Here is an 18,339-nt window from a genome sequence, read left to right on the forward strand (position 1 = left end):
GTATCGGCTTAATAGTCACGTTGTGTATTCCACGGTTGCAGTTGGTTACTTCGCGAAGCGGCGATTGGTTCAATCGCCATCAGCATGATGATGCCCGTACGAAAATTAATAAGGGTGTCGATGCGAAGCCCGCCCGGCGCCAGGTAAAAAACCAGTGCGGGCAGGTTCGACACATCGACATTTTTGAAATCGACGGTGAATTCCGCCGCGGAACGCCAGTTCCCGTGCCGGATCTCGGAAACCCACGCCCGAACGGTATCCCCGTATGCGGGCCATTGGCCTAAAAACGCCACTACCTCGACTTGCCCCACGAATCTCATCTGAATCTCCATGATCCCATATTGGGAGCTTTTATGTTGACGGCAAGTAGAATCTAATTCATGGTCCCAAATTGGGAGCGGTCTTTCTTTCTGTGAGAAAATCGCGCACAACTTTAAGGACCATGGAGGCGCCAATGCGTCGCGTTAAGATACTTAGCCAAGCTCTCAGTGCGGATGAGATTGAGAAACTGAAGGCGCTGGCAGCAAAGGCCGGGTTCCAGCCCAAGGAAATCGAGGTTTCCGCGCTGGTCGGCGAGCCTGATCCTGGTTGCGACGACGAAATCGTTCTTGTTCTGACGTCGTCAAGCGTGTGCGCCGACCCCAATCTGGAAGCCGAGCTTGCCGCCGCTCAGCGCGGTGGCCGCCGGGCGGTCTGTGTTTGGCCCGAGGATGCCGATGACGCTCCTGCGGAGCCATCGGAAGCCATGAAGAAATACGCTTACTCGATCATTCGCTTTGACGCCGAACGCTTGCGCGTGGTGGCGGCCGATGATGACGAGCTTTGTTTCGAAGCGCCGACCGGCGAACCGTTGCCCACGCCCGAGACGGAGCGCAACCTGTGCGTTGATGAAAAGGCAAAGCCGGCATGACCGTTTACTCGTACGTCATCGAGCACGACCTCGGCTTCGCCCCCAATCCGTTTCATGGCACTTGCACGCTTGCTTGCTGCAAGCCGCAAATTCGGAAAAGGGCAAAAGAGGGCGACTACATCCTCGGCACCGGGGCCGCTGACCCCAAGCTCACCGGCTACCTTACATACTGGATGCGAGTCGACGAGGTGATCACCTTCGACGATTACTGGCAGGATCACCGCTTCCGTCGGAAGAAACCGGTCATGGGCGGCACCACCTATTTGCGCTACGGCGACAACATCTATCACCATGACGGTGGTGAAGACTTCAAGCAGGAAGATTCGTTTCACAGCATGGAAGATGGAAGCCTTTCGTTCGGCGACCTGGACCGTGACACCGGCACGACCGACCGCGTTCTTATCGGTCATGACTTCGCGTATTGGGGCCAGCAGGGCATCAAAGTACCCGATCACCTTTCTTTCGTTCTGAAGAAAGGGCCGGGGCACCGCTGCAAATTCAATGACGACCAGGTCGCCATGATAATGGCATGGCTCAAGTCGTTACCCGCGCGAGGCTACATCGGCGAGCCGGCGCACTGGCAATTCATCGGCAAGAGCAGGCCGAAAAAGAAAACAAAAAAAGACTGAGGAACGAACATGCGCCCTATCGACTATGACGTGTTCGTGCAAACGACCAGCCAATTCGGCACGAAGCCGATGGAGGAGCAGCGCTCGATTGCGCTCTACGGGCTCGTCGGTGAAATCGGTTCGCTTGTCGCGGCAGTAAAAAAGAAGATTCTTGCAGAGGGCGGCGAAGACACCCGTTGGGACCAGCCAAATGACGAAATCAAGGAGGAACTTGGCGACGCGCTTTGGTACTGTTACTCGATCGCGCGCGTCATCAACGGTTGCTATTTCGATTTTCTTGCCGGCAACATTGCCACGGTGCGCGCGGAAATCGGCAACGGCGACGAACGTGCGCAGACTATCGCAACCTCGCTTGATCCGGCGGAACGCGGCGCATTCCTTGAAGGCGCCCAAGCGTTTCCAACGCGGGCCGACTACGTGTTCGCTGACTACCAACAGCTCGCCTTCAAAACAGCGCGAACCGGCGGCCGTGAATTGCTTGAAGTGTGCCTGGCGCTTCTTTGGCAGCTCGGCGCCGAGCTTTTGCGGGTTACGCTTCCGCAACTGGAAATCACGTTGAACAAGAACGTGGCCGACCGACCTGCCAACGTGGTTCTCAGTGAAATCGCGTGGCATCTGTCGGCCATGGCGAGCCTCTACCACCTATCACTCGATGACGTCGTGGAGACTAACTGCGCCAAAGTCAGCTTCCGCTCGGCGCGCGGTGCGCGGACGCCGTTACATGATCACGACCGCGATCCTAAAGAGCAGTTTCCGCGAAGCTTCGACGTGACCTTTGTGCGCATCGCGCCACAGAAATCCCGGATGTATTTTGAGGGCAGGCCCCTCGGCGACGATTTGACCGATAATTTCTATGACGATGACGGCTATCGCTTTCACGATGTCATTCACCTTGCACTGATCGCGCACCTCGGATGGTCTCCCGTCGTCCGGGGCCTGATGCAGCGAAAGCGCAAGAGCCGTGCAGACCGCGTCGACGAGGTAGAAGATGGCGGCCGAGCCAAGGTGGTCGAAGAACTCGTTATCAAGGCCGTTCACACGGAGGGCGATAAGCAAGCAAAGGCGGCAGGGCGCTGCGTGCTCGGCAAGCCTACGCGCCTTTTCCCAGAACGCACACTTATCAACTTCAAATTGCTGAAGACCTTGCGCGCTTATGTAGACGGCCTCGAGGTCGCGAAGAACACGTTTTGGGAGTGGGAGGACGCGATTTTCGACGGTTGCGATATGTTCTTCAAGCTTTCCAATGAAAAACAAGGTACGGTTCACGTTGACCTAGATGCGCGCACGCTTTCATTTACACCGGCCGTGTGCCCGGCAATTCAAGGCATCACGGTCGGGCTGGGAATGGGGGCTGCCATGTTGCAGCCGGCTCCAGAGGATCTCGTGCTTAGCCCTGTCGAGCAGGCTTGGGCGGCAGGACAAAATCGGGTCGCCGAGACCGCAGCGGCAAAGCGTGCCATCCTCGACGCCCTGGGGTTAGACAGGGAGTCGGAGCAACTTTGGTCCGAGATTGAAGTGAGATTAGGTGCTGGAAACGTCATTTATGTGAAGACGACAGGCACAGTTCAAAAGAAAGCGTGGCAGCTCAAGGCAATCGACTACAAGGTAGCCTTCATCTGCGGCCCGACCGAATTAACCTGCACGGCGGCCGCCGTCGCCGACATGACCGATATGTTGCCCTGAAATCCGGACAGCGTGGGCATCAATCTTCCACTTTGGCGGATACAAGGGCTCAGGTAGCACGCCCGTCGGCTGGAATTTCTGCTTAATGCGCGTACGCCCCGCGACACCGGAATAGTCAGGAAACGCCACACGCGCATACTTGGAAATTTCGCAAAACAGGTTCTGGCAATCGATAAGCTGTAGCGGTCGCCCCCAGAGCGAGGGGAATTCAATGTCCAAATCGTTGAAGTGCCGCTCCTGGTTGTCGAACATGTAGCGGATTATGTCGGAAGACTTCACGTCGCCGGCGCCGACAAAGCATTTGCTGATGCCATCGAGTGCACCGGGCCCCGCCATGACGAATTCATCCTCGCCGAAGCTGGTCAACGGGGTATAATTTAGATCAGTAGCGTATTGATACGCGAGAAAGGGACCAACGAAGGGGATAGTTCGGAGCAAGGCGAATGCTGCCGCCATTGTCTTGCACGCAATAAACTTGGCCGGAAATTGCTCGGCAATCACGTGCTCCAGCATGCGCAAATGATTTTGATGCTTAAATTTGTGTCCGAATACGCTGCCGCCCGACGGCATGATGTACGCCGCCGAATAGATACGATGACCCGCGGCCATTCGGCGCGACAAAAGCGCGTCGAAACGTTTGAAACTGAAATCCTCCCACGTGATCTTGCCGACCGCGGCTTCAAGATATTCCCAGGTTTCGATCTTGTTGAAAAACTTGAACAAGATCGTGCGAAAGAAAATGTTGCGTTCATCCGAAGGAAGATCGTTCCTATAGAGGACATGGCGAATCAAGTACTGGCTGACGCGGTCAGACGCGCGATAAGCATTAGTGAATTTGAAGAGCCTCAGCACGGGATCATCGGTCACGACACCGGATGTCCCGGACAAACGCCTGAAGAAAATACGCTGACGCTCTGCTGCGAACTGCCAATAGGCATCGAAAACAGGCGTGACGCGCAATTGTTGTTTTCCTATTGCCACGACCGTGCCATCGGAGCGGCTACGGCCGTTTGCCGTGGACTCAAAAGGAAGTCGTGGAGCGAGGTCAGGTGGCATTGAGCGGGGCGAATCCAGATGCGACAACTCTGTTAAGCACAGATCGGATGGCAGCTTCTAGAGTGGTGCCGTCGCTTGCGGAAAATTCTTGGCTGCAGTTGTATTCATGTCGCGCCATTGGCAGGATTCTACGTCGACGCCACATGGTGGTGTACAAGCCGGCTATTTCGCCTTTCGTTTTAAGTTCAAGCTGACTTCGTTGCATGAACACCGAACCGTCTCCGGTGAGCCGCGTGGGGTAACGTGAAGCCAAGTATCGCACGCGCCACAACGAAAGCAATCCAAGAGTTCCCGGAACGCCGCTACAACGGGTTCAAAATCCTTCCGCCCAAAGTTTGCCCACGCGTTGTAGTGGACGGCTTTGTTGACGGCCCATTGCTCGACGCTAACCGCGCCATTGCAGCTTGAAAGCGCCGATTTTCTCTCCAGCGCGGCCTGCTTCTCGGTCTCTTGCCCCCAGGACTGGGCGGCATCTGCGGCTTTGCCGCATAAATCCTTGAGCCGAACGAGTACACTTGGCATCAGCTCGCCCAACTCAAAATTGCCATCGGCTTTAAAGACCGGCTGCGCTCCGAGGTCGTTGGCAAGGAGCCGCGAGACGTATTCGAGATGGTGCCGCAGGGCCGCAGCAGCGGCTTCGACCTTGCCCTTTGCGAGTGACGCTGCGATGTCATCCCAAATCTCGACGTTCGATTCGACCAGCGGCCCGGTGTCGACTGTCCAACTGTGAAAGGCCAAGGAAGTCTTGGTCGTTACAAGTCCCGCAGAACGCATCTGCTCCGCCCATACGCGATCATGCGTCGTAATGATGAACTGCGTGTTCGGGAAATGGGCCTTGAGTAGTTTGCAAAACTGGTAGCGATGGTCTGTATCGACCGACATCACGACATCGTCAAGGAGAGCGATCGTGAAGCTATCGCCTAAGAGGTGCTTCATTAGCGCAAGATACAGGCATACGCCCATGCCGTCCTGGTGGCCTTCGCTGTGAAACGCAGCGGGCGGGAAAAGACCGCGCTCGTAGAAGTTCACCGCGAAGTCGAGTTTGCCCTCACTCGGCGTGAGCTTGGCCGCAAATTTTACTTCGTCGCCTTCGTTAATGGCTCGATAGAACGCGCTGAAATCGTTCTCAACACTTTCGTAAAGCGCGTTGAGTTCCGTCTCCATCGCACCGCAATAGGTGTCATAGGCCGCCTTGGCGGCTTTGCTGTCGGCCTCCGCGCGCTTGTTCTGGCGCATCGCATTACGGTAATCATTCAACCGTAGCTGAGCCGTCAACAGGAAGGTGCGGGCGTCCACCGTTGCCGTCTGGTCCGGCTTGGCTTCGGTGGTTTTCTTTAACGCTCCAAGCTTTGCGGCAAAGTCCTTTGGCGTCGAGTACCAGCCCGCCTCAAGACGCGGCTTCAGTTCCAACAAGCCGTCGAAACTCGCCAGCCGTCCTTTCAACTGTCCGAGATCCGTGACCCAGGCTTCGATGATTGCGCGTGTTGCAGTGTCTTCTTGACTCGTAGCGATAAGAATTATCGGACCGAGAAGCGAAGAAAGCTTGGTGACCTCCCGTGAGAGATCACCTCCCGCCGCGACCAAGGTGTCCCTCAGTCGCGCCGCTTCATTCGATTTGGCGAGTTTCGCTCCGAGGTGCGCGCGAAGGTGTTCTTCGTCGTCCCATGGCTTGTCGCAAAGCGGGCAGTCCGGCCCATCAATGAGGTTAAGGCCCTTTTCGATCAGCTCGCGCCGATGGAGAATATCCAGCAACGAAGGATCAGCTTCCAGCTTGCCAAGCGTCGCCAACAACATCGCGACAACATCAGCGCCGCTGTGGGGAAGCGCCTCGACAGCCACTCCAAGTGCATGGAGGTCGCGCATCATCGACTGCTTATTGAATTCAAGCGTTTGTCCTGTTTCGGTTAATCCCGCATCAAGCTCCGTGTCAGCCGCCAGCGTCTCAATGGCGGTAAGGCCTAACGTCTTGCGGCGCGCATTGATTGCCGCGAGCACATCTGCCGCTTGAAACGCCTCGATCTGGAGGTGCCGTTGCAACGTTTGGCGGCTCGCGCCGACATTGCTTTCTGCGCCCTTGTGCAGGGTCTGGAGCCGGTTTTGTGCGGTGTTGAGTGTGCTGCGAATGTGACCCACATCGTCGAGTTTCAGGATCGCCTGAATTTCCTCAGATCGCGCAGTAGGTTCGACCAAGATAAAGCGGAGAATCTCACGCCGTGAGAGCGTGATTTCGGGATGCGCGGCGATGTCCGCGAGTGCCGCCTTAACGTCGGCGTCATTGGGGGTGATCTTCGGCTTCTTTGGCGAGGAAACCTTGCGATGGACAGTGGCTTCCTTTTTCAGCGCCGGGATGTATACTTTTAGTTCGACGAATGCCGCATCGGGAAACTTGGTTTTATCGACGTGTGGCCCATGCTCCGCCACGGAAAGACCTTTAGTGCCGCGCCCTTGCAGACGCCCCATTTCCCCGGTCAGTCCAAACTCGATGGCATCGATGACACCGCTCTTGCCCGACCCGTTGGGCCCTGAAATTGCGAAGTTCTTTTGATCGAAGGTTATGTCGAGCTTTCGAATGCCGCGAACCTCCTCGATATGAGCGGAGATTAACTTGATCATGCGACATCGCTCTCGTCGCCTATGAATATCTTCACGAAATCATCGGTCTTCACCTTCGGATTTTCCGCAAGGAGCTTCCGTAGCGTCTCTATCTTTTTCCCATCGAGCGACTGTTGCGCGGCGAGGTCTGCGAGAAATTTCTCCACGATGGTCTGCTTAAGGCTTGTCATAACGCCATTATATCCTTTTCGTGATCGCGACCCATCGGCGACGTTCGCTGAACGCGATGCCTATCTGGGCTTTTTGTCATCGGTCGTCGTGTTGAGGCATTAACGAAAAACGCGCTCCAGATCATCTTTCAGAAAACCACAGACATCGTGGATAAGCTAGTAGCCGACTGATGAGCAAATAAAACAAGGCCATCAGTCAGTCGGATTGTTCCATAACTTTCGATGAGCGCAGAAGGGGCAACATCAAGTACATTGAGTCGTTTGATCCGTAGACACGGATCGAAAAGATGATCACGGCGGTGTAGCGATGATCAACGCCTGCACTATTTGGACAGCTACGACTCGGCGGGCAATGACGCCGCCTATTTTAGGGCGAGTTTGTGCGATCCCCAGCTATAATTTTAATGCCGCACGCGGACTGTCGCTTCCGAATCGGGTGAATGAAGACATCAATCGCCAAGGGCGGGGCTAGATCTCAACCCGTGGAGGATAGGATGTTTAAACCTCTTAGCAGTCAACGCTTCAGTTCTCCTGCTTCCGAGTTTTCTCCAGGACCGGCCCCGTTTCTTGAGTGGATCGAAACAAGCCGACTTGTGGTGGATGTGACCTATCAGCGTGAAATTGGCCGCAGAGGGGCGGTCAATGTCAATCAAATTGCGGAGAATTTCGACTGGTCGAAGTTCGCCCCGGTTATTGTTGCGCCGGTGGAAGGTGGTCAGTTTGCGATCGTTGATGGCCAACATCGCACGACGGCGGCGATGTTGCGGGGCCAAGAAAAGGTTCCATGTCATGTTGTTCAGGCGGATCGGGCGAAGCAGGCTGCGGCTTACGCTGCCGTGAACGGCAACATCACAAAGACAACTGCCCAACAGCTCTATCATGCTCGGCTCGCGGCAAAGGATCCCCAAGCCGTAGCGTTGGCAGAAGTTTGCGCTGTTGCTGAAGTCGAAATACTGAGAAAAAATCTCGTTCGGTCGGAGATTCAGAAGGGTCAGACTTACGCTGTTACAGCGCTAAGCCGATGCCTCTCTCATTATGGGCGAGACACCCTAATCACCGCGCTGCAATGCATTACGCAAACTGCTGGTGGCAATGCCGGTATGGTGCGGTCAACCATCATAGAAGCACTATGCGAGGTGTTGCACGAAACTCCCGAGTGGCGAGAATCGGGCGGACACCTCCTGGAAGCTATGGACAAGTTCAAGTTCGCCGATGCGTGGGACCAAATTGCGGCAGGCCGGGACCAGATCTTTCCGTCGACCGCTCGCAAAATGATGGCTGAACGGATCAGGAAGTTTTTGGCTCGTCGATTGAAACCAGGTGCGTTGAAGGACGCGGCCTGAGGCTTTACCGTAGCGGAGCCGGTGGGCTCCGCAACGGTAACAAGGCCGATCAGCGGATAGGCGGCGATAGACTTGAAGACATCCGAACTCAACCTATTGACTGCCGCTGCTCTCGCCAGGACAGAGATATGGTCTTGGGAATCTGATTGAGCCGAATAGGCGTATTGTCGTGCAGAGCGGCTCTCGCTATATCGGGCGCGAGGAAAGCGAGCCTGAGGGCTTGCCGAATAACCTTCGGGTTATAACCTGCGGCAACAGCGAGACTTTCGATTGATGTGTGATGACCCCCGGAAAGCTGACCGAGCCAGGCCCAAGCCCTGACAATTGCCTTTATCAGTTTCGGGTCGGCGTTTGCTTCGGATGACGCAAACTGGACATGCACGGCGTCTTTCGGCTTGAACGCCCAAGAGATTTCAATCGGGCGTTTGCTTCTCCTCGGGTCGGTCAAAGTGATCTGAATTTTCCCGACAGACACCATGACGCGCTGGACACGTCCGAACAGCTGGTCGACCGCAATGTCTGGCTGTCCCGCATCGAGTCTCTTCCGAAGTTCCATCTCGACGAGATTTTCGATCTCCTGTGCCGAAACCCGCCTGACTGAACCCGCGGCGTGCTTTCTCCCCCGCAAGGCGGTGCTGATATAGAACCGGTACCGTACGCCATTCTTGCTGGAAAACGTTGGTCCCATCCGATTGCCCTTGTCATCAAACAGCTTTCCCTGAAGTAAAGCGCCACTCGCCGAGAATTTCGTGCCTCGATCGACGTAGTTGTCTTTCAGAAGTTGCTGCACCCGATCGAAGGTCTCTCGGTCGAGGATTGGCGCGTGCTCCCCCTTGAACCATTTGCCTCCGTGATGAGTCTCGCCAATGTAAATGCGGTTCTTCAAGAAATAGGCGAGGGGACCATAGGTGAAGGGAATGCCGCCCCGGTATTTTGGAACCTTGGTATTGCGCCGCTTTGTAACGATACGCCTGCGGTCGAGTTCTTCGACGAGCCTGCTGAACGATCTTACTTCCAGATACAGCTGAAAAATGGTTCGGACGGTCTGCGCCTCGGCCCTGTTGATGACTAGCTTCTTATCTTTGGCCTCGTAACCCAGCGGTACTGTGCCGCCCGTCCATTTACCTTTTTTGCGGGACGCCGCCACCTTGTCCCGTACCCGCTCGGACGCCAGTTCTCGCTCGAACTGGGCAAAGGACAGCAGGACGTTGAGAGTCAAGCGACCCATGGACGTTGTCGTGTTGAACTGCTGAGTCACTGCCACGAACGATATCGAGCGGGCATCAAAGGTCTCCACCAGCTTTGCGAAATCCGCCAGTGAACGCGTCAGTCGATCGATCTTGTAGACCACAACGACGTCGATTTTGCCTACGGTGATGTCAGCTAGCAGCCGCTTGAGGGCGGGCCGGTCAAGATTGCCGCCGGAATAGGCGGGATCATCATAATGCTGCGGCAGGAGGCGCCAGCCCTGTGAAGCCTGGCTCTTGATGTAGGCCTCGCAGGCCTCCCGTTGGGCGTCGAGGGAATTGAACTCCTGGTCCAGTCCGTGCTCGGTCGATTTGCGGGTATAGATGGCGCAGCGAAGCGGCCTGACGGAATCAGCCGGCATGGGTGTCGCCTCCCTCACTGGATCCAGCCGATCTCAGGCCAAAAAACCGGGGGCCATTCCATCTGGTCCCGGTGATTGCGGTCGCGATCTCAGACAGGCTGGCGAAGGTTTTGCCCTCATACGCAAATCCCTTCTCCAGTACCCGGACCCGGTAGGTCCGCCGATTCCAGGTCCGCACCAGTTCCGAGCCCGGCTTGATCCGGCGAGGTAATTCCAGGCGAGCGCCCGGCTTGGCCGCGGTGGCCTTGACCAGCTGATCGAGCAGGCGCTGGCTCGCAGCGGGAAGGCCGCCATAGGCCCTTTCCTGGACGCGATGGGCGATGCTGCGCCTTAGCAAATCCGGACCGAAGGCCTTTGGTGGGTCGGCCTTGAATAGCTCACGGTAGCGTTTTCGTAGCTCGACGATACGGGTGGCCGGCAGGCGCTCCAGTTCGGCCTCGATTTCAGGGTTCACCTTGGCGCCTGCCGGCCACAGCTCCTTCATGCCGCAGCTCCAACCTTCGCGATGCGATAGAACCGCTGCTCGCCGAGCTTTTCGGACGTCAGCGCCAGCTTGAGCTTCTTCTTCACGACGGCCGAGAGGAAGCCGCGGACCGAGTGAGGCTGCCATCCGGTCGCCTTGACGATGGCGTCAATTGGCGCGCCCTTGGGCTGCCGGAGAAGGGTGAGCACGGTGTTCTGTTTGGACGATGGCCCCTGAGAGGTGCGTGAAGCTGGACCTTTCTTCTTCTGCGATTTCAACGCTGGAGATCGACGCTTTGAAGGTGCAGCCTTCGCCACTCCCTTGGCTGCTTTCGATTTCAATTTGGATTTAGCTTTAGCCATTTGGCTCTCCTGTCATCAACGACGGCATCATATGCCGCCACTGCGACAAGCCCCGTCGAGAAGCGGGGCGAGAGCGCATAGACTAAGATAAGCGACTAGCGTCCTTGGATTCGGTTCATCAAGCAGATCGCATCGTGCAGGCGACCCGCATCGTAAAGCAGCTGGTCCATGTCCATGGAAATTTCCACACCTTGGTCGAGGCTACCGGCCTTGGCACAGGCCTCCGCCGCCTTTGCAACCTGCACCGCCTCCGTCAGCTTGGCGTGCATCTCGCCAAAGCAGATCTTTATGGTTTCGTTGAGGGCTGCTGTATCCATTTAATGACCTCTTGACGGCGGTCAGTAGCGCTCCAACTCCGCCGGAAGTCGAGCGGAATGGTGGATAATCTTGTGGCGAAGATTCGGCCGCTCGGATCACGATGTGATCGCGGGCTGGAAACCCCGCAACCTACCTTGCCGAGTTTTTGCGGATCCTAGGCGGTGACTTGCCGGCCACCAAATCCCGCAGCAGCCTGACCGGATCCGCCCCGATAGCTCGAACCACCGCCACAAACTCGACAACGTCCAGCCGCCGCTCGCCACCCTCGTATTTGGCCACAAACGACTGTGGCCGCCCCAGCCGCCGGGCAAGCGCGTGTTGCGTCAGCCCGGCCGACTTCCGCGCTGCAATCATCAAAGCGCAAAAAGCCGTCTGGTCGGCCGAATGAACGGTTTTGCCGATGCCGCGGGAAGGAGTCATTGCCCGGGCAGGCTGATCCCATCATCGGATTATCCCAAAAGAGGATAATATTAACTCCGATCTGGTCTTCTGGCGCGGCTTTAGCGCTTTGCACTGGATGTAAGGGGCCCAGCCGAGCGAATGCTGTCGGATTGGAACACGAAAGACGGCCAGCAAACAACTGAGCCCCGCCTCAGCTAGGAAAGATACATGCCATTAGGACAGCGAATTTGGCGGATGCGCACCCAGCCTAACGGCTCTGTGAGTGCACTCGTTTCGGGCGAGTTGTTGAGACCAACGATCTCGTTCACTACCGACGCTAAATCATTCTTTGGCATGGTCTGACGAAATGCGTGAACTAGCGGGGACGTCTGCCAACAAGCAAACTGAGCACGAGGCCACTGTCTACGTCAGGGAGGTGCTCGCTTCTGCTTTGTCGAATGACTACCAAGTCCAGCAAGGCGCGAGCCTTCTGTACCGAATCGAAATCGACGGCACCGGAAAGATCAGCAACGATGGAGAGGGTGCGCCACGGCGCGGTCAGTACGCTTTTCAGACCGACGTCCTCGTTAGTAAGGCTGAAATTCCCCTCGTCGTGGTCGAGCTGAAGTCGGGAACCTTTTCGTCCCACGACGTCATCACCTACTCTTTTAAAGCGCAACGTCACAAGCAAGTATATCCCTATCTCCGTTACGGATTTGCGGTGATTGGATTGGAAGCGCTCGGGCGACGTTTTGTGACACATAACGAGGGATTCGACTTCGCCGTGGCACTCCCGACAGCTTCCTGTGTTGAAACCGAACTGGTTGCGATCGTCCGTCGTCAGGTCACGTACGCCGAACGGATGATCGCAATGATGGGATCCGGCCGGCTCAGGTTGCGTCGCTACGAGGAAACCGTCGAAATTGACCACTGATCGGATGGATTCGCGCTAACCCACCCAGGAAAGTGAAGCATCGTAGCCCGGTTTGTAGGCCAGTGCTTGACTGATGCTATCGACCTGATCGTCGGTCTTGCCCTGTGGAAAGGTCAGGAGCTCAGTCTCCAGGTCTGCGAGGAACCGTGCAGTTTTGGGGAACAGCACAAGACCCGCTTCGAATTTGGACTGCTGAACATAGAGGCGACCAATCTTGTCCCGCTCGACCGGGATCGGCCTGACAGCATAAGTTCCGGCTTGCCGAAGCTCTTGCGCCAAGGCAATTCCGGTAGAGGCATCTTCGATCATAATCACACCGGGCTTGAAGCGTTCCGCTAGCGCCGCAGCGGTCTCTCGCAGCCGAGGGTATTCGTAGCGGCCTCGAGTGACATCGAGCAGGTAAAAGTGCCTTTCATGAATAAGCCACGTCGTGCAGACCGACCAATCGTTCTGTGCACCGTTCTTAGCCGCCGTGTCCCAACTCTGAATGACCTTGGTTCGGTAGGTGCGCTCCGGAGCGACCTCATAATAGCGTAACCACTGCTTCCGAATCATTGCCCCACCAGGAGGGACGGGCGCTTGCTGGTACTGTGCCGCGAATACCTCCGACCCGATCTCCGCGCGTAGCCTTTCTAGAGTTGCGAGCGACTCATAAGCAGGATGCAACGCCTCACCAGCGTGACGGAGGTAGTGCTTATGAGGTCCGAATGCTATCCGCTCGTCGGCTTCCGCAATCGCAGGCAGACTAAGAACGGTCCACTCGTCAGAGTTTTCAGTCAAATATCCGGTCAGGTCAAGCAGATGCACCCGCTGCATCACAACGATGATGACGCCCGATTCCTTGTTATCGAGCCGCGATCTGAGAGTGTTTGAGAACCACTGAGTCACTCCGTTTCGAAGCACCTCAGACTGCGCATCCGCCGGCTTTTGCGGATCGTCAATGATAAACATGTCGCCGCCCATGCCTGTCAAAGCCGCATTGACCGACGTTGATTTCCGATAACCTCTCTGAGTCGTTTTAACATCTGAGTCTGCGGCACGGGCAATGCGCATGTTGGGAAAGGCACGCCGATACCATGAAGACTCGACGATGGCACGGAAGTCCGCGGCGTGCTTGCCCGACAGCTCGTTGCCATAAGAAATGCCAAATATCTTCAGCCGAGGATTGTGACCAAGCAGAAACGCTGGGAAGATTACTGAGACGGTGAGGGACTTGAGATAACGTGGCGGGAGATTGATAATCAGACGTGTAACCTCGCCCGCGCGGACGCGCTGCAGTTGGTAGGAGATCGCCTCGATATGCCAGTTGGCCATGAATTTGGCGCCGGGATTCAACGTCTGCATGCAGCGATGGAGAAAACTCTTAAAGTCGCTGCGCAAGACAGCGTTGAATAGATCTTGCTCTTTCATGGCTGACCTCCTCCATCCTCAGACGGTTTTTTGAAGTCGCGCAGATAGGCATCCAAAACTTCTTTGTCGTCTTCGCTGAGGTCTGCCTGTGCGGCGTTGCCTGCAGCGGCTGCGTAATAGCGGTTGAGTAGGAATCCCACGCTTTTGATGTTGCCGCGTAGGCAGTCCTCAGCGATTTTTCGCAAAATCGCTTCGAGAAGAATGATTTTACGGGTCTTGCCGCGCTCATTCAGCACAACCTTGTGCTGAAGCAATTCTTGGAGGATCGTGATTTCGTTTTTGACGCCCTTCTTTCGGCCCTTAGGATTGCCGCTTTGCCCCGGTTTAAATTGGTGGCGGCGAGGGGGCTTCCCGTAGCCGACGTCTTCGTCATTATCTTCAAGCCGAAGGCGAACGACACGGCGTCGCTTTCGCTTTCCGTTATTTGCGGTCATTTGACCCCTCCGTTGTCGCGGAGGCGGCGCGCTCGGCAGCCACCTCGTCGAAGGTCTGGCCAGTCGCCTTCAAAATGGCGTCGCGTTTGGTGAAATCTTGCCACCGCTTGACGGCGACATCGACATACAGGGGATCGATTTCCAGCCCGTACGCGCGTCGGCCGACTTTTTCGGCGGCAAGGATCGTGGTCCCGGATCCCATAAAGGGATCCAAGACGATTTCACCGCGGCGCGAGCAGTCGCGGATCGCGTCCGCTACGAGGGCGACCGGTTTGACGGTCGGATGAACGGCTAATTCGTCGAGACGGCCGGCCCGGAAGGTGTTTACGCCGGCGTAGGTCCAAAGATTGGAACGGTTGCGACCATGACGTCCCAGCTCGATGTTGTTCTGGTGCGGCCCATCCCCATTTTTGAACACAAATACGAATTCGTGCTGCGAGCGATAGAAGCTGCCTTGGCCAGCATTGGTTTTAGCCCAGACGACAACATTTTTGAGTTCGGTAAAGATGGCTTCGCCCGCAGAGATAATTTCCGCAAGATGGCGCCAATCCATGCAAATGTAATGAATTGACCCGTCCTCTGAAAATTGGGCCGCAAGTTTCATCCATTTCTTTAGAAACGCGATAAACTGGGATGGAGACATCTCGCCGGACGCTAAAGCGAACTCGCGATGCTTGATCTTGCCGCGGCCAACGACTGCATTAATTCGGATATTGAACGGGGGATCGCCAAAAGCCATGGCCGCAAGTCGGCGGCCCATCAGCGCGCGAACGTGTGCCTCCTCACAGGAGTCACCGCATAGAAGTCGGTGGCTGCCGAGCTGCCATAAGTCACTTAGCCGACTAGTTGAAATACTGGCAAGTTGCGGCAGCTCATTGGCGGGATCGCATTCGCGATCGACAAAATCGCCCATGAGACTGTCAATTTCACCGGTCTCGAAGCCGGTGATTTCTAGCGTAAGCTCGATCTCGGGTAGCAGAACGGCAAGCTCACCAAGCTCAGCTGCTAGAATCTTTCGATCCCAGGCCGCATTTGCGGCGGTCTTGTTGTCGGCGAGCATAAGCGCGCGTTTTTCGGTATCGCCGAGATGGGTTAACGTAATGACTGGTACCTTCGCCAACCCCAGTCTTTGCGCTGCCAGCCAGCGGCCGACGCCACAGAGGATATTGCCAAGCTCGTCGACTAGAATAGGATAGGTCCACCCGAATCGCCGGATACTGTTGACGATCTGCTCGACTTGCTTCTTAGAATGGGTTCGCGCGTTTCGTTTGCTTGGTCGGAGTTTGCCAATTGGCATGTCGACGATAGGATGAAGGCACATATAAGCTCCATTCGATTGGAACGAAGCTCGTTACATTCAACATCTCTACATGAATTGCACCACCTCCTGGCCCAGTCGAAATGTGGCAAATGGTTGTTGCAGAAATAACCTGCTGATTCTCTGCGTGACGATCGTACGCGGTCGGCGCAAAACCAGGTTATCGACCGAATGCGCGATCCCTAAATCCTTATTCGCTGGCGGGCCATCGAGGGATGATCGCGCGCCAGATCTTCGTTCGCGGTGAGGTCATCCTGAACTCTCCGCCGACGACGCCAGGGCGTTCGAAAAAGGGATCGAATGACGCTCATGCGTTGTTGTCCGTCAATGATGGCCATCTCTTTGCAAATACGGATCGATTTGCTCAGGTCAACGCTTGCCAGCCTCTCTCCGTTTCTTTGGATTGAGGGGAGCGCGTCGCTTTATCGCGTCCCGGGGCGGGGCAGCTGCAGAAATGGTTTTGCGCGGGGCCACAGAGAGAGTCTCCTCAAAAAAATGAGATCTCATATTGGGCATTTGTAACCGACTTACACTACGTTAAGTGCAAGTCGCTTTACGGCAAAATAGCGACGCTCACTGATGAGGCTGACTTGCCGGAATGCGCATTCCAAAATTACGGAGCGCATCCGCAATCTTCTGGCGCGACAGTCTTTTGAGTGAAGGATCCCTTTGCCCGATTTGCTGTGCAAGGTATTTAAGCGAAGGCAACTCAAGGCCCTCAAGCGCGCTGCAGTCTATCACCTTTTCTTCGGGAAGCATTTCTTCGGGCACATCTGAGCATGTCGGTTTCGCGTGCTCTCGCAGGGAGCGATAGCATCGGTTTTCGGCCTTCACGATCGAGATTGTGTGATGGACGATGCGCCAATCGAGGCCGCTCGGCTTCAGTGGTAGCTTGGCGGGTATAACCTCTACCGCGCGTAGGACCGTGCCATCCGAAAGTCGAACGATGTTGTCATTGTCCGCCTTGGCGCCGTCTAGCTCAAAAATGCTGAACTGGCGTGCGGCTTCCTCACCCTGACACCTAGCTGTAAACTCGGACGACGTAGCAAGCGATACGACAAAAGATTTCCCAAGTTTTTCGTTTTCGAAGAAAACGCTCAACAATCCGACTTGCTCTCGCGAAGGCAAGCGCAAAGTGCCGACTCGGACTTCGGCAACATCGGCGCCACCGAAGTTTGCATCCTGGGCCAAAACATCAATTGCGTGCGAAACAGTTCGTCGTTGGTTCCGTTCACCCTCTCTTAGAAGTGGGTAATGTTGCACGGACAAGGAAGCCCCCCAGCGCTTCTGGCGGTAGTCAAGACTCAGCTAAGATTCCTCTCAACAAAACGGTCCCCGTCTCGTCTGTCAATGGAATTTTGAGGCTGATCGGGTTCGCGTAATGGGCGGTTATGGAATGTCCGCCAATCCAAGATCAGCTCGTGGCGACTGACGAACGGAGATAGAGCTGGTCAGGCCGCCGTCCGCTGCTTTCCTAAATTTTAGGCTGCTGAGCGAGACAGAGCAGAAAGCAGTGCTGCGCTTTGTTTTTGCACGTGTTTGTTTGTCTGCTTACGGTCGTAACCGTTTTCCCGAGACTGAAATAGCGCCGTAGCGCAGCGCGTCCAATTTGGATGCAGCATGTCAACAACGGGAGACCAGCCGATGAAAGTGACTCCAATGGGTGCTTTGATGCACCAAGCGCAAACGCGGCCAAAAAGTGCCGCGTTTGTCTTTCAGGAAAGAAGTCTGGACTTACGAACGGCCTGCGGCTGAATCCGAACGCCTTGCTCGCGGATTAGCTGCACCCGGCGTTGGACCGGGTGATCGCGTCGCCCTCCATATTATGACCTCCTTTATTCGTTTCACCGCTCGAAAGTGCCGACAAGACGTCCCCGTGCTATCACGAAGGGCGCCACCGATCGAAGTGCGGCTCGAAGGCTCACCCCGGCAGGCAAGCCGCTGGACTGGGAGAGGGCAAAGAGCTCGAAATAGTAGCGGTGAGGCCCGTGCGCTGGCAACGCCCGGGGACCAGCATAGCCTGCTCCGTGACCAGTGTTGCGCCCGAACAGCACCTGGCCGGCTCCATTCGAGAGCTCGCCCGCCCCAAAGCTACGGCGATCAGGCGAAATGCCGTATGCTAATAGATGCACGAATGGACGAGGAAGTGGTGCGTCTGGATCTTCGACCACGAGAATCAACTCCACTGCGTCCGGAGGTGGAGGAGACCACTCGAGTGGCGGGGAAATGTTCTCGCCGACGCCGCGCCCGGAATACATTCTCGGGATAGGTCCCTCGGGAGCGAAAGCGCTACTCGTTAGCCGCAGCGTCTCCGGCACGCCTCGGAAAGCCGGACTAGACCATGCAAGCTTCGCTTCGCCGGCATGAACACCACGCAGAAGTCGACCCAACCATGCTGCTTTCATGTGCCATGCCTTCCGCGGTAGGTCATCAATTATCCTTATAGGAGCGGGCAGGGAAATCTAGTCCGTCGCGTCAACGGAGGAAATAACCGCTAATGATCTCATCGAACGACACTCAACAGGGTCGGACCTATTCGCGCTGCCGAATGCCGCCGCGCGGATGTGATCGAATAGCCTCGCAATTTTCTGCGGCGCACGAGCAGCATTGCAACTGTAACCATTTCGCGTCAATCCGAAGCCGAAGCGTAACCGCGACCCTCCAGCCTTTTCCCTCCTAGAGCCAATCAGTCGGAGCCTCTGGACG

General features: G+C 56.1%; 20 protein-coding genes. 6 read left to right on the forward strand and 14 right to left on the reverse strand.

Going from position 1 to position 18,339, the window contains the following annotated elements:
- Positions 1-8: 8 nt before the first annotated feature.
- Complete coding sequence (locus V1289_RS35510) at positions 9-320, reverse strand: hypothetical protein (RefSeq protein WP_334403197.1); 312 nt, start codon at positions 318-320, stop codon at positions 9-11.
- Between the two features lie 71 nt (positions 321-391).
- Between V1289_RS35510 and V1289_RS35515 the strand changes: the two genes are divergently transcribed.
- Genes V1289_RS35515 through V1289_RS35525 form a run of 3 tightly spaced genes read left to right on the forward strand, consistent with a single transcriptional unit; the run spans position 392 to position 3,222 of the window.
- Positions 392-910, forward strand: a complete 519-nt coding sequence (locus V1289_RS35515; RefSeq protein WP_334403199.1) for a hypothetical protein — start codon at positions 392-394, stop codon at positions 908-910.
- The gene (locus V1289_RS35520) at positions 907-1,539 is read left to right on the forward strand and encodes a hypothetical protein (protein WP_334403201.1); all 633 of its coding nucleotides are present in this window, start codon (positions 907-909) and stop codon (positions 1,537-1,539) included. The genes V1289_RS35515 and V1289_RS35520 overlap by 4 nt, the downstream gene beginning before the upstream one ends.
- A gap of 9 nt (positions 1,540-1,548) precedes the next feature.
- Entirely contained in the window at positions 1,549-3,222 is a 1,674-nt protein-coding gene (locus V1289_RS35525; protein ID WP_334403203.1) for a hypothetical protein, read from the forward strand.
- Here V1289_RS35525 and V1289_RS35530 read toward each other — a convergent pair.
- The 3 genes from V1289_RS35530 to V1289_RS35540 all read right to left on the reverse strand — a co-directional run bounded on the left by V1289_RS35530 (position 3,172) and on the right by V1289_RS35540 (position 7,061).
- A complete protein-coding gene (locus V1289_RS35530; RefSeq protein ID WP_334403205.1) occupies positions 3,172-4,278 on the reverse strand; it encodes a nucleotide kinase domain-containing protein in 1,107 nt (368 codons plus the stop codon). The two genes, V1289_RS35525 and V1289_RS35530, sit on opposite strands and share 51 nt — an antisense overlap.
- A 162-nt stretch (positions 4,279-4,440) precedes the next feature.
- Positions 4,441-6,891, reverse strand: a complete 2,451-nt coding sequence (locus V1289_RS35535) for an AAA family ATPase (protein WP_334403207.1) — start codon at positions 6,889-6,891, stop codon at positions 4,441-4,443.
- Positions 6,888-7,061 (reverse strand): hypothetical protein, encoded by a 174-nt coding sequence (locus V1289_RS35540; RefSeq protein WP_334403209.1) that lies wholly within the window; start codon positions 7,059-7,061, stop codon positions 6,888-6,890. The genes V1289_RS35535 and V1289_RS35540 overlap by 4 nt, the downstream gene beginning before the upstream one ends.
- A 494-nt stretch (positions 7,062-7,555) precedes the next feature.
- On the opposite strand from V1289_RS35540, the gene V1289_RS35545 reads away from it, so the two are divergent.
- Positions 7,556-8,404: a ParB/RepB/Spo0J family partition protein gene (locus V1289_RS35545; RefSeq protein WP_334403211.1), complete on the forward strand. Its 849-nt coding sequence runs from the start codon at positions 7,556-7,558 to the stop codon at positions 8,402-8,404.
- An 88-nt stretch (positions 8,405-8,492) separates the two neighbouring features.
- Here the strand turns inward: V1289_RS35545 and V1289_RS35550 are convergent, their stop codons facing one another.
- The 5 genes from V1289_RS35550 to V1289_RS35570 form a co-directional block, all read right to left on the reverse strand.
- Positions 8,493-10,013, reverse strand: a complete 1,521-nt coding sequence (locus V1289_RS35550) for a recombinase family protein (protein ID WP_334403213.1) — start codon at positions 10,011-10,013, stop codon at positions 8,493-8,495.
- Entirely contained in the window at positions 10,003-10,497 is a 495-nt protein-coding gene (locus V1289_RS35555) for a DUF2924 domain-containing protein (protein WP_334403215.1), read from the reverse strand. Before V1289_RS35555 ends, V1289_RS35550 begins: the two co-directional genes overlap by 11 nt.
- Complete coding sequence (locus tag V1289_RS35560; RefSeq protein WP_334403217.1) at positions 10,494-10,838, reverse strand: DUF3489 domain-containing protein; 345 nt, start codon at positions 10,836-10,838, stop codon at positions 10,494-10,496. The genes V1289_RS35555 and V1289_RS35560 overlap by 4 nt, the downstream gene beginning before the upstream one ends.
- A gap of 95 nt (positions 10,839-10,933) precedes the next feature.
- Entirely contained in the window at positions 10,934-11,155 is a 222-nt protein-coding gene (locus V1289_RS35565; protein WP_334403219.1) for a hypothetical protein, read from the reverse strand.
- A 130-nt stretch (positions 11,156-11,285) separates the two neighbouring features.
- On the reverse strand, positions 11,286-11,576 hold the full coding sequence (locus tag V1289_RS35570) for a helix-turn-helix domain-containing protein (RefSeq protein WP_334403221.1): 291 nt from the start codon (positions 11,574-11,576) through the stop codon (positions 11,286-11,288).
- Positions 11,577-11,904: 328 nt separating this feature from the next.
- On the opposite strand from V1289_RS35570, the gene V1289_RS35575 reads away from it, so the two are divergent.
- Entirely contained in the window at positions 11,905-12,471 is a 567-nt protein-coding gene (locus V1289_RS35575; RefSeq protein ID WP_334403223.1) for a hypothetical protein, read from the forward strand.
- A 15-nt stretch (positions 12,472-12,486) separates the two neighbouring features.
- On the opposite strand, the gene terL is transcribed toward V1289_RS35575, so the two are convergent.
- The 3 genes from terL to V1289_RS35590 are packed head-to-tail and all read right to left on the reverse strand — an operon-like array spanning position 12,487 to position 15,636.
- Positions 12,487-13,881, reverse strand: coding sequence for a phage terminase large subunit (gene terL, locus V1289_RS35580; protein WP_334403225.1), 1,395 nt, complete (start codon positions 13,879-13,881; stop codon positions 12,487-12,489).
- Positions 13,878-14,315 carry a DUF5681 domain-containing protein gene (locus V1289_RS35585; RefSeq protein WP_334403227.1) on the reverse strand — a complete coding sequence of 146 codons (438 nt, stop codon included), beginning with the start codon at positions 14,313-14,315 and terminating at the stop codon, positions 13,878-13,880. The genes terL and V1289_RS35585 overlap by 4 nt, the downstream gene beginning before the upstream one ends.
- Positions 14,302-15,636, reverse strand: coding sequence for a site-specific DNA-methyltransferase (locus tag V1289_RS35590; RefSeq protein WP_334403229.1), 1,335 nt, complete (start codon positions 15,634-15,636; stop codon positions 14,302-14,304). The genes V1289_RS35585 and V1289_RS35590 overlap by 14 nt, the downstream gene beginning before the upstream one ends.
- Before the next feature lie 212 nt (positions 15,637-15,848).
- On the opposite strand from V1289_RS35590, the gene V1289_RS35595 reads away from it, so the two are divergent.
- Complete coding sequence (locus tag V1289_RS35595) at positions 15,849-16,040, forward strand: hypothetical protein (protein ID WP_334403231.1); 192 nt, start codon at positions 15,849-15,851, stop codon at positions 16,038-16,040.
- Between the two features lie 166 nt (positions 16,041-16,206).
- Here V1289_RS35595 and V1289_RS35600 read toward each other — a convergent pair whose 3' ends face one another.
- The gene (locus tag V1289_RS35600) at positions 16,207-16,902 is read right to left on the reverse strand and encodes a hypothetical protein (RefSeq protein WP_334403233.1); all 696 of its coding nucleotides are present in this window, start codon (positions 16,900-16,902) and stop codon (positions 16,207-16,209) included.
- A 575-nt stretch (positions 16,903-17,477) separates the two neighbouring features.
- A complete protein-coding gene (locus V1289_RS49985) occupies positions 17,478-18,038 on the reverse strand; it encodes a YbhB/YbcL family Raf kinase inhibitor-like protein (protein WP_442896108.1) in 561 nt (186 codons plus the stop codon).
- Positions 18,039-18,339: the final 301 nt, after the last annotated feature.

The sequence above is a fragment of the Bradyrhizobium sp. AZCC 2289 genome (genome assembly GCF_036924615.1).
Classification (GTDB): Bacteria; Pseudomonadota; Alphaproteobacteria; order Rhizobiales; family Xanthobacteraceae; genus Bradyrhizobium.

Excerpts from the sequence above, each read along its gene's own strand:
- V1289_RS35510 (WP_334403197.1), bottom strand. The coding sequence starts at position 320 with ATGAGATTCGTGGGGCAAGTCGAGGTAGTGGCGTTTTTAGGCCAATGG.
- V1289_RS35520 (WP_334403201.1), top strand. The coding sequence starts at position 907 with ATGACCGTTTACTCGTACGTCATCGAGCACGACCTCGGCTTCGCCCCC.
- V1289_RS35525 (WP_334403203.1), top strand. The coding sequence starts at position 1,549 with ATGCGCCCTATCGACTATGACGTGTTCGTGCAAACGACCAGCCAATTC.
- V1289_RS35530 (WP_334403205.1), bottom strand. The coding sequence starts at position 4,278 with ATGCCACCTGACCTCGCTCCACGACTTCCTTTTGAGTCCACGGCAAAC.
- V1289_RS35535 (WP_334403207.1), bottom strand. The coding sequence starts at position 6,891 with ATGATCAAGTTAATCTCCGCTCATATCGAGGAGGTTCGCGGCATTCGA.
- V1289_RS35540 (WP_334403209.1), bottom strand. The coding sequence starts at position 7,061 with ATGACAAGCCTTAAGCAGACCATCGTGGAGAAATTTCTCGCAGACCTC.
- V1289_RS35545 (WP_334403211.1), top strand. The coding sequence starts at position 7,556 with ATGTTTAAACCTCTTAGCAGTCAACGCTTCAGTTCTCCTGCTTCCGAG.
- V1289_RS35550 (WP_334403213.1), bottom strand. The coding sequence starts at position 10,013 with ATGCCGGCTGATTCCGTCAGGCCGCTTCGCTGCGCCATCTATACCCGC.
- V1289_RS35555 (WP_334403215.1), bottom strand. The coding sequence starts at position 10,497 with ATGAAGGAGCTGTGGCCGGCAGGCGCCAAGGTGAACCCTGAAATCGAG.
- V1289_RS35560 (WP_334403217.1), bottom strand. The coding sequence starts at position 10,838 with ATGGCTAAAGCTAAATCCAAATTGAAATCGAAAGCAGCCAAGGGAGTG.
- V1289_RS35565 (WP_334403219.1), bottom strand. The coding sequence starts at position 11,155 with ATGGATACAGCAGCCCTCAACGAAACCATAAAGATCTGCTTTGGCGAG.
- V1289_RS35570 (WP_334403221.1), bottom strand. The coding sequence starts at position 11,576 with ATGACTCCTTCCCGCGGCATCGGCAAAACCGTTCATTCGGCCGACCAG.
- V1289_RS35575 (WP_334403223.1), top strand. The coding sequence starts at position 11,905 with ATGCGTGAACTAGCGGGGACGTCTGCCAACAAGCAAACTGAGCACGAG.
- terL (WP_334403225.1), bottom strand. The coding sequence starts at position 13,881 with ATGAAAGAGCAAGATCTATTCAACGCTGTCTTGCGCAGCGACTTTAAG.
- V1289_RS35585 (WP_334403227.1), bottom strand. The coding sequence starts at position 14,315 with ATGACCGCAAATAACGGAAAGCGAAAGCGACGCCGTGTCGTTCGCCTT.
- V1289_RS35590 (WP_334403229.1), bottom strand. The coding sequence starts at position 15,636 with ATGTGCCTTCATCCTATCGTCGACATGCCAATTGGCAAACTCCGACCA.
- V1289_RS35595 (WP_334403231.1), top strand. The coding sequence starts at position 15,849 with ATGATCGCGCGCCAGATCTTCGTTCGCGGTGAGGTCATCCTGAACTCT.
- V1289_RS49985 (WP_442896108.1), bottom strand. The coding sequence starts at position 18,038 with ATGAAAGCAGCATGGTTGGGTCGACTTCTGCGTGGTGTTCATGCCGGC.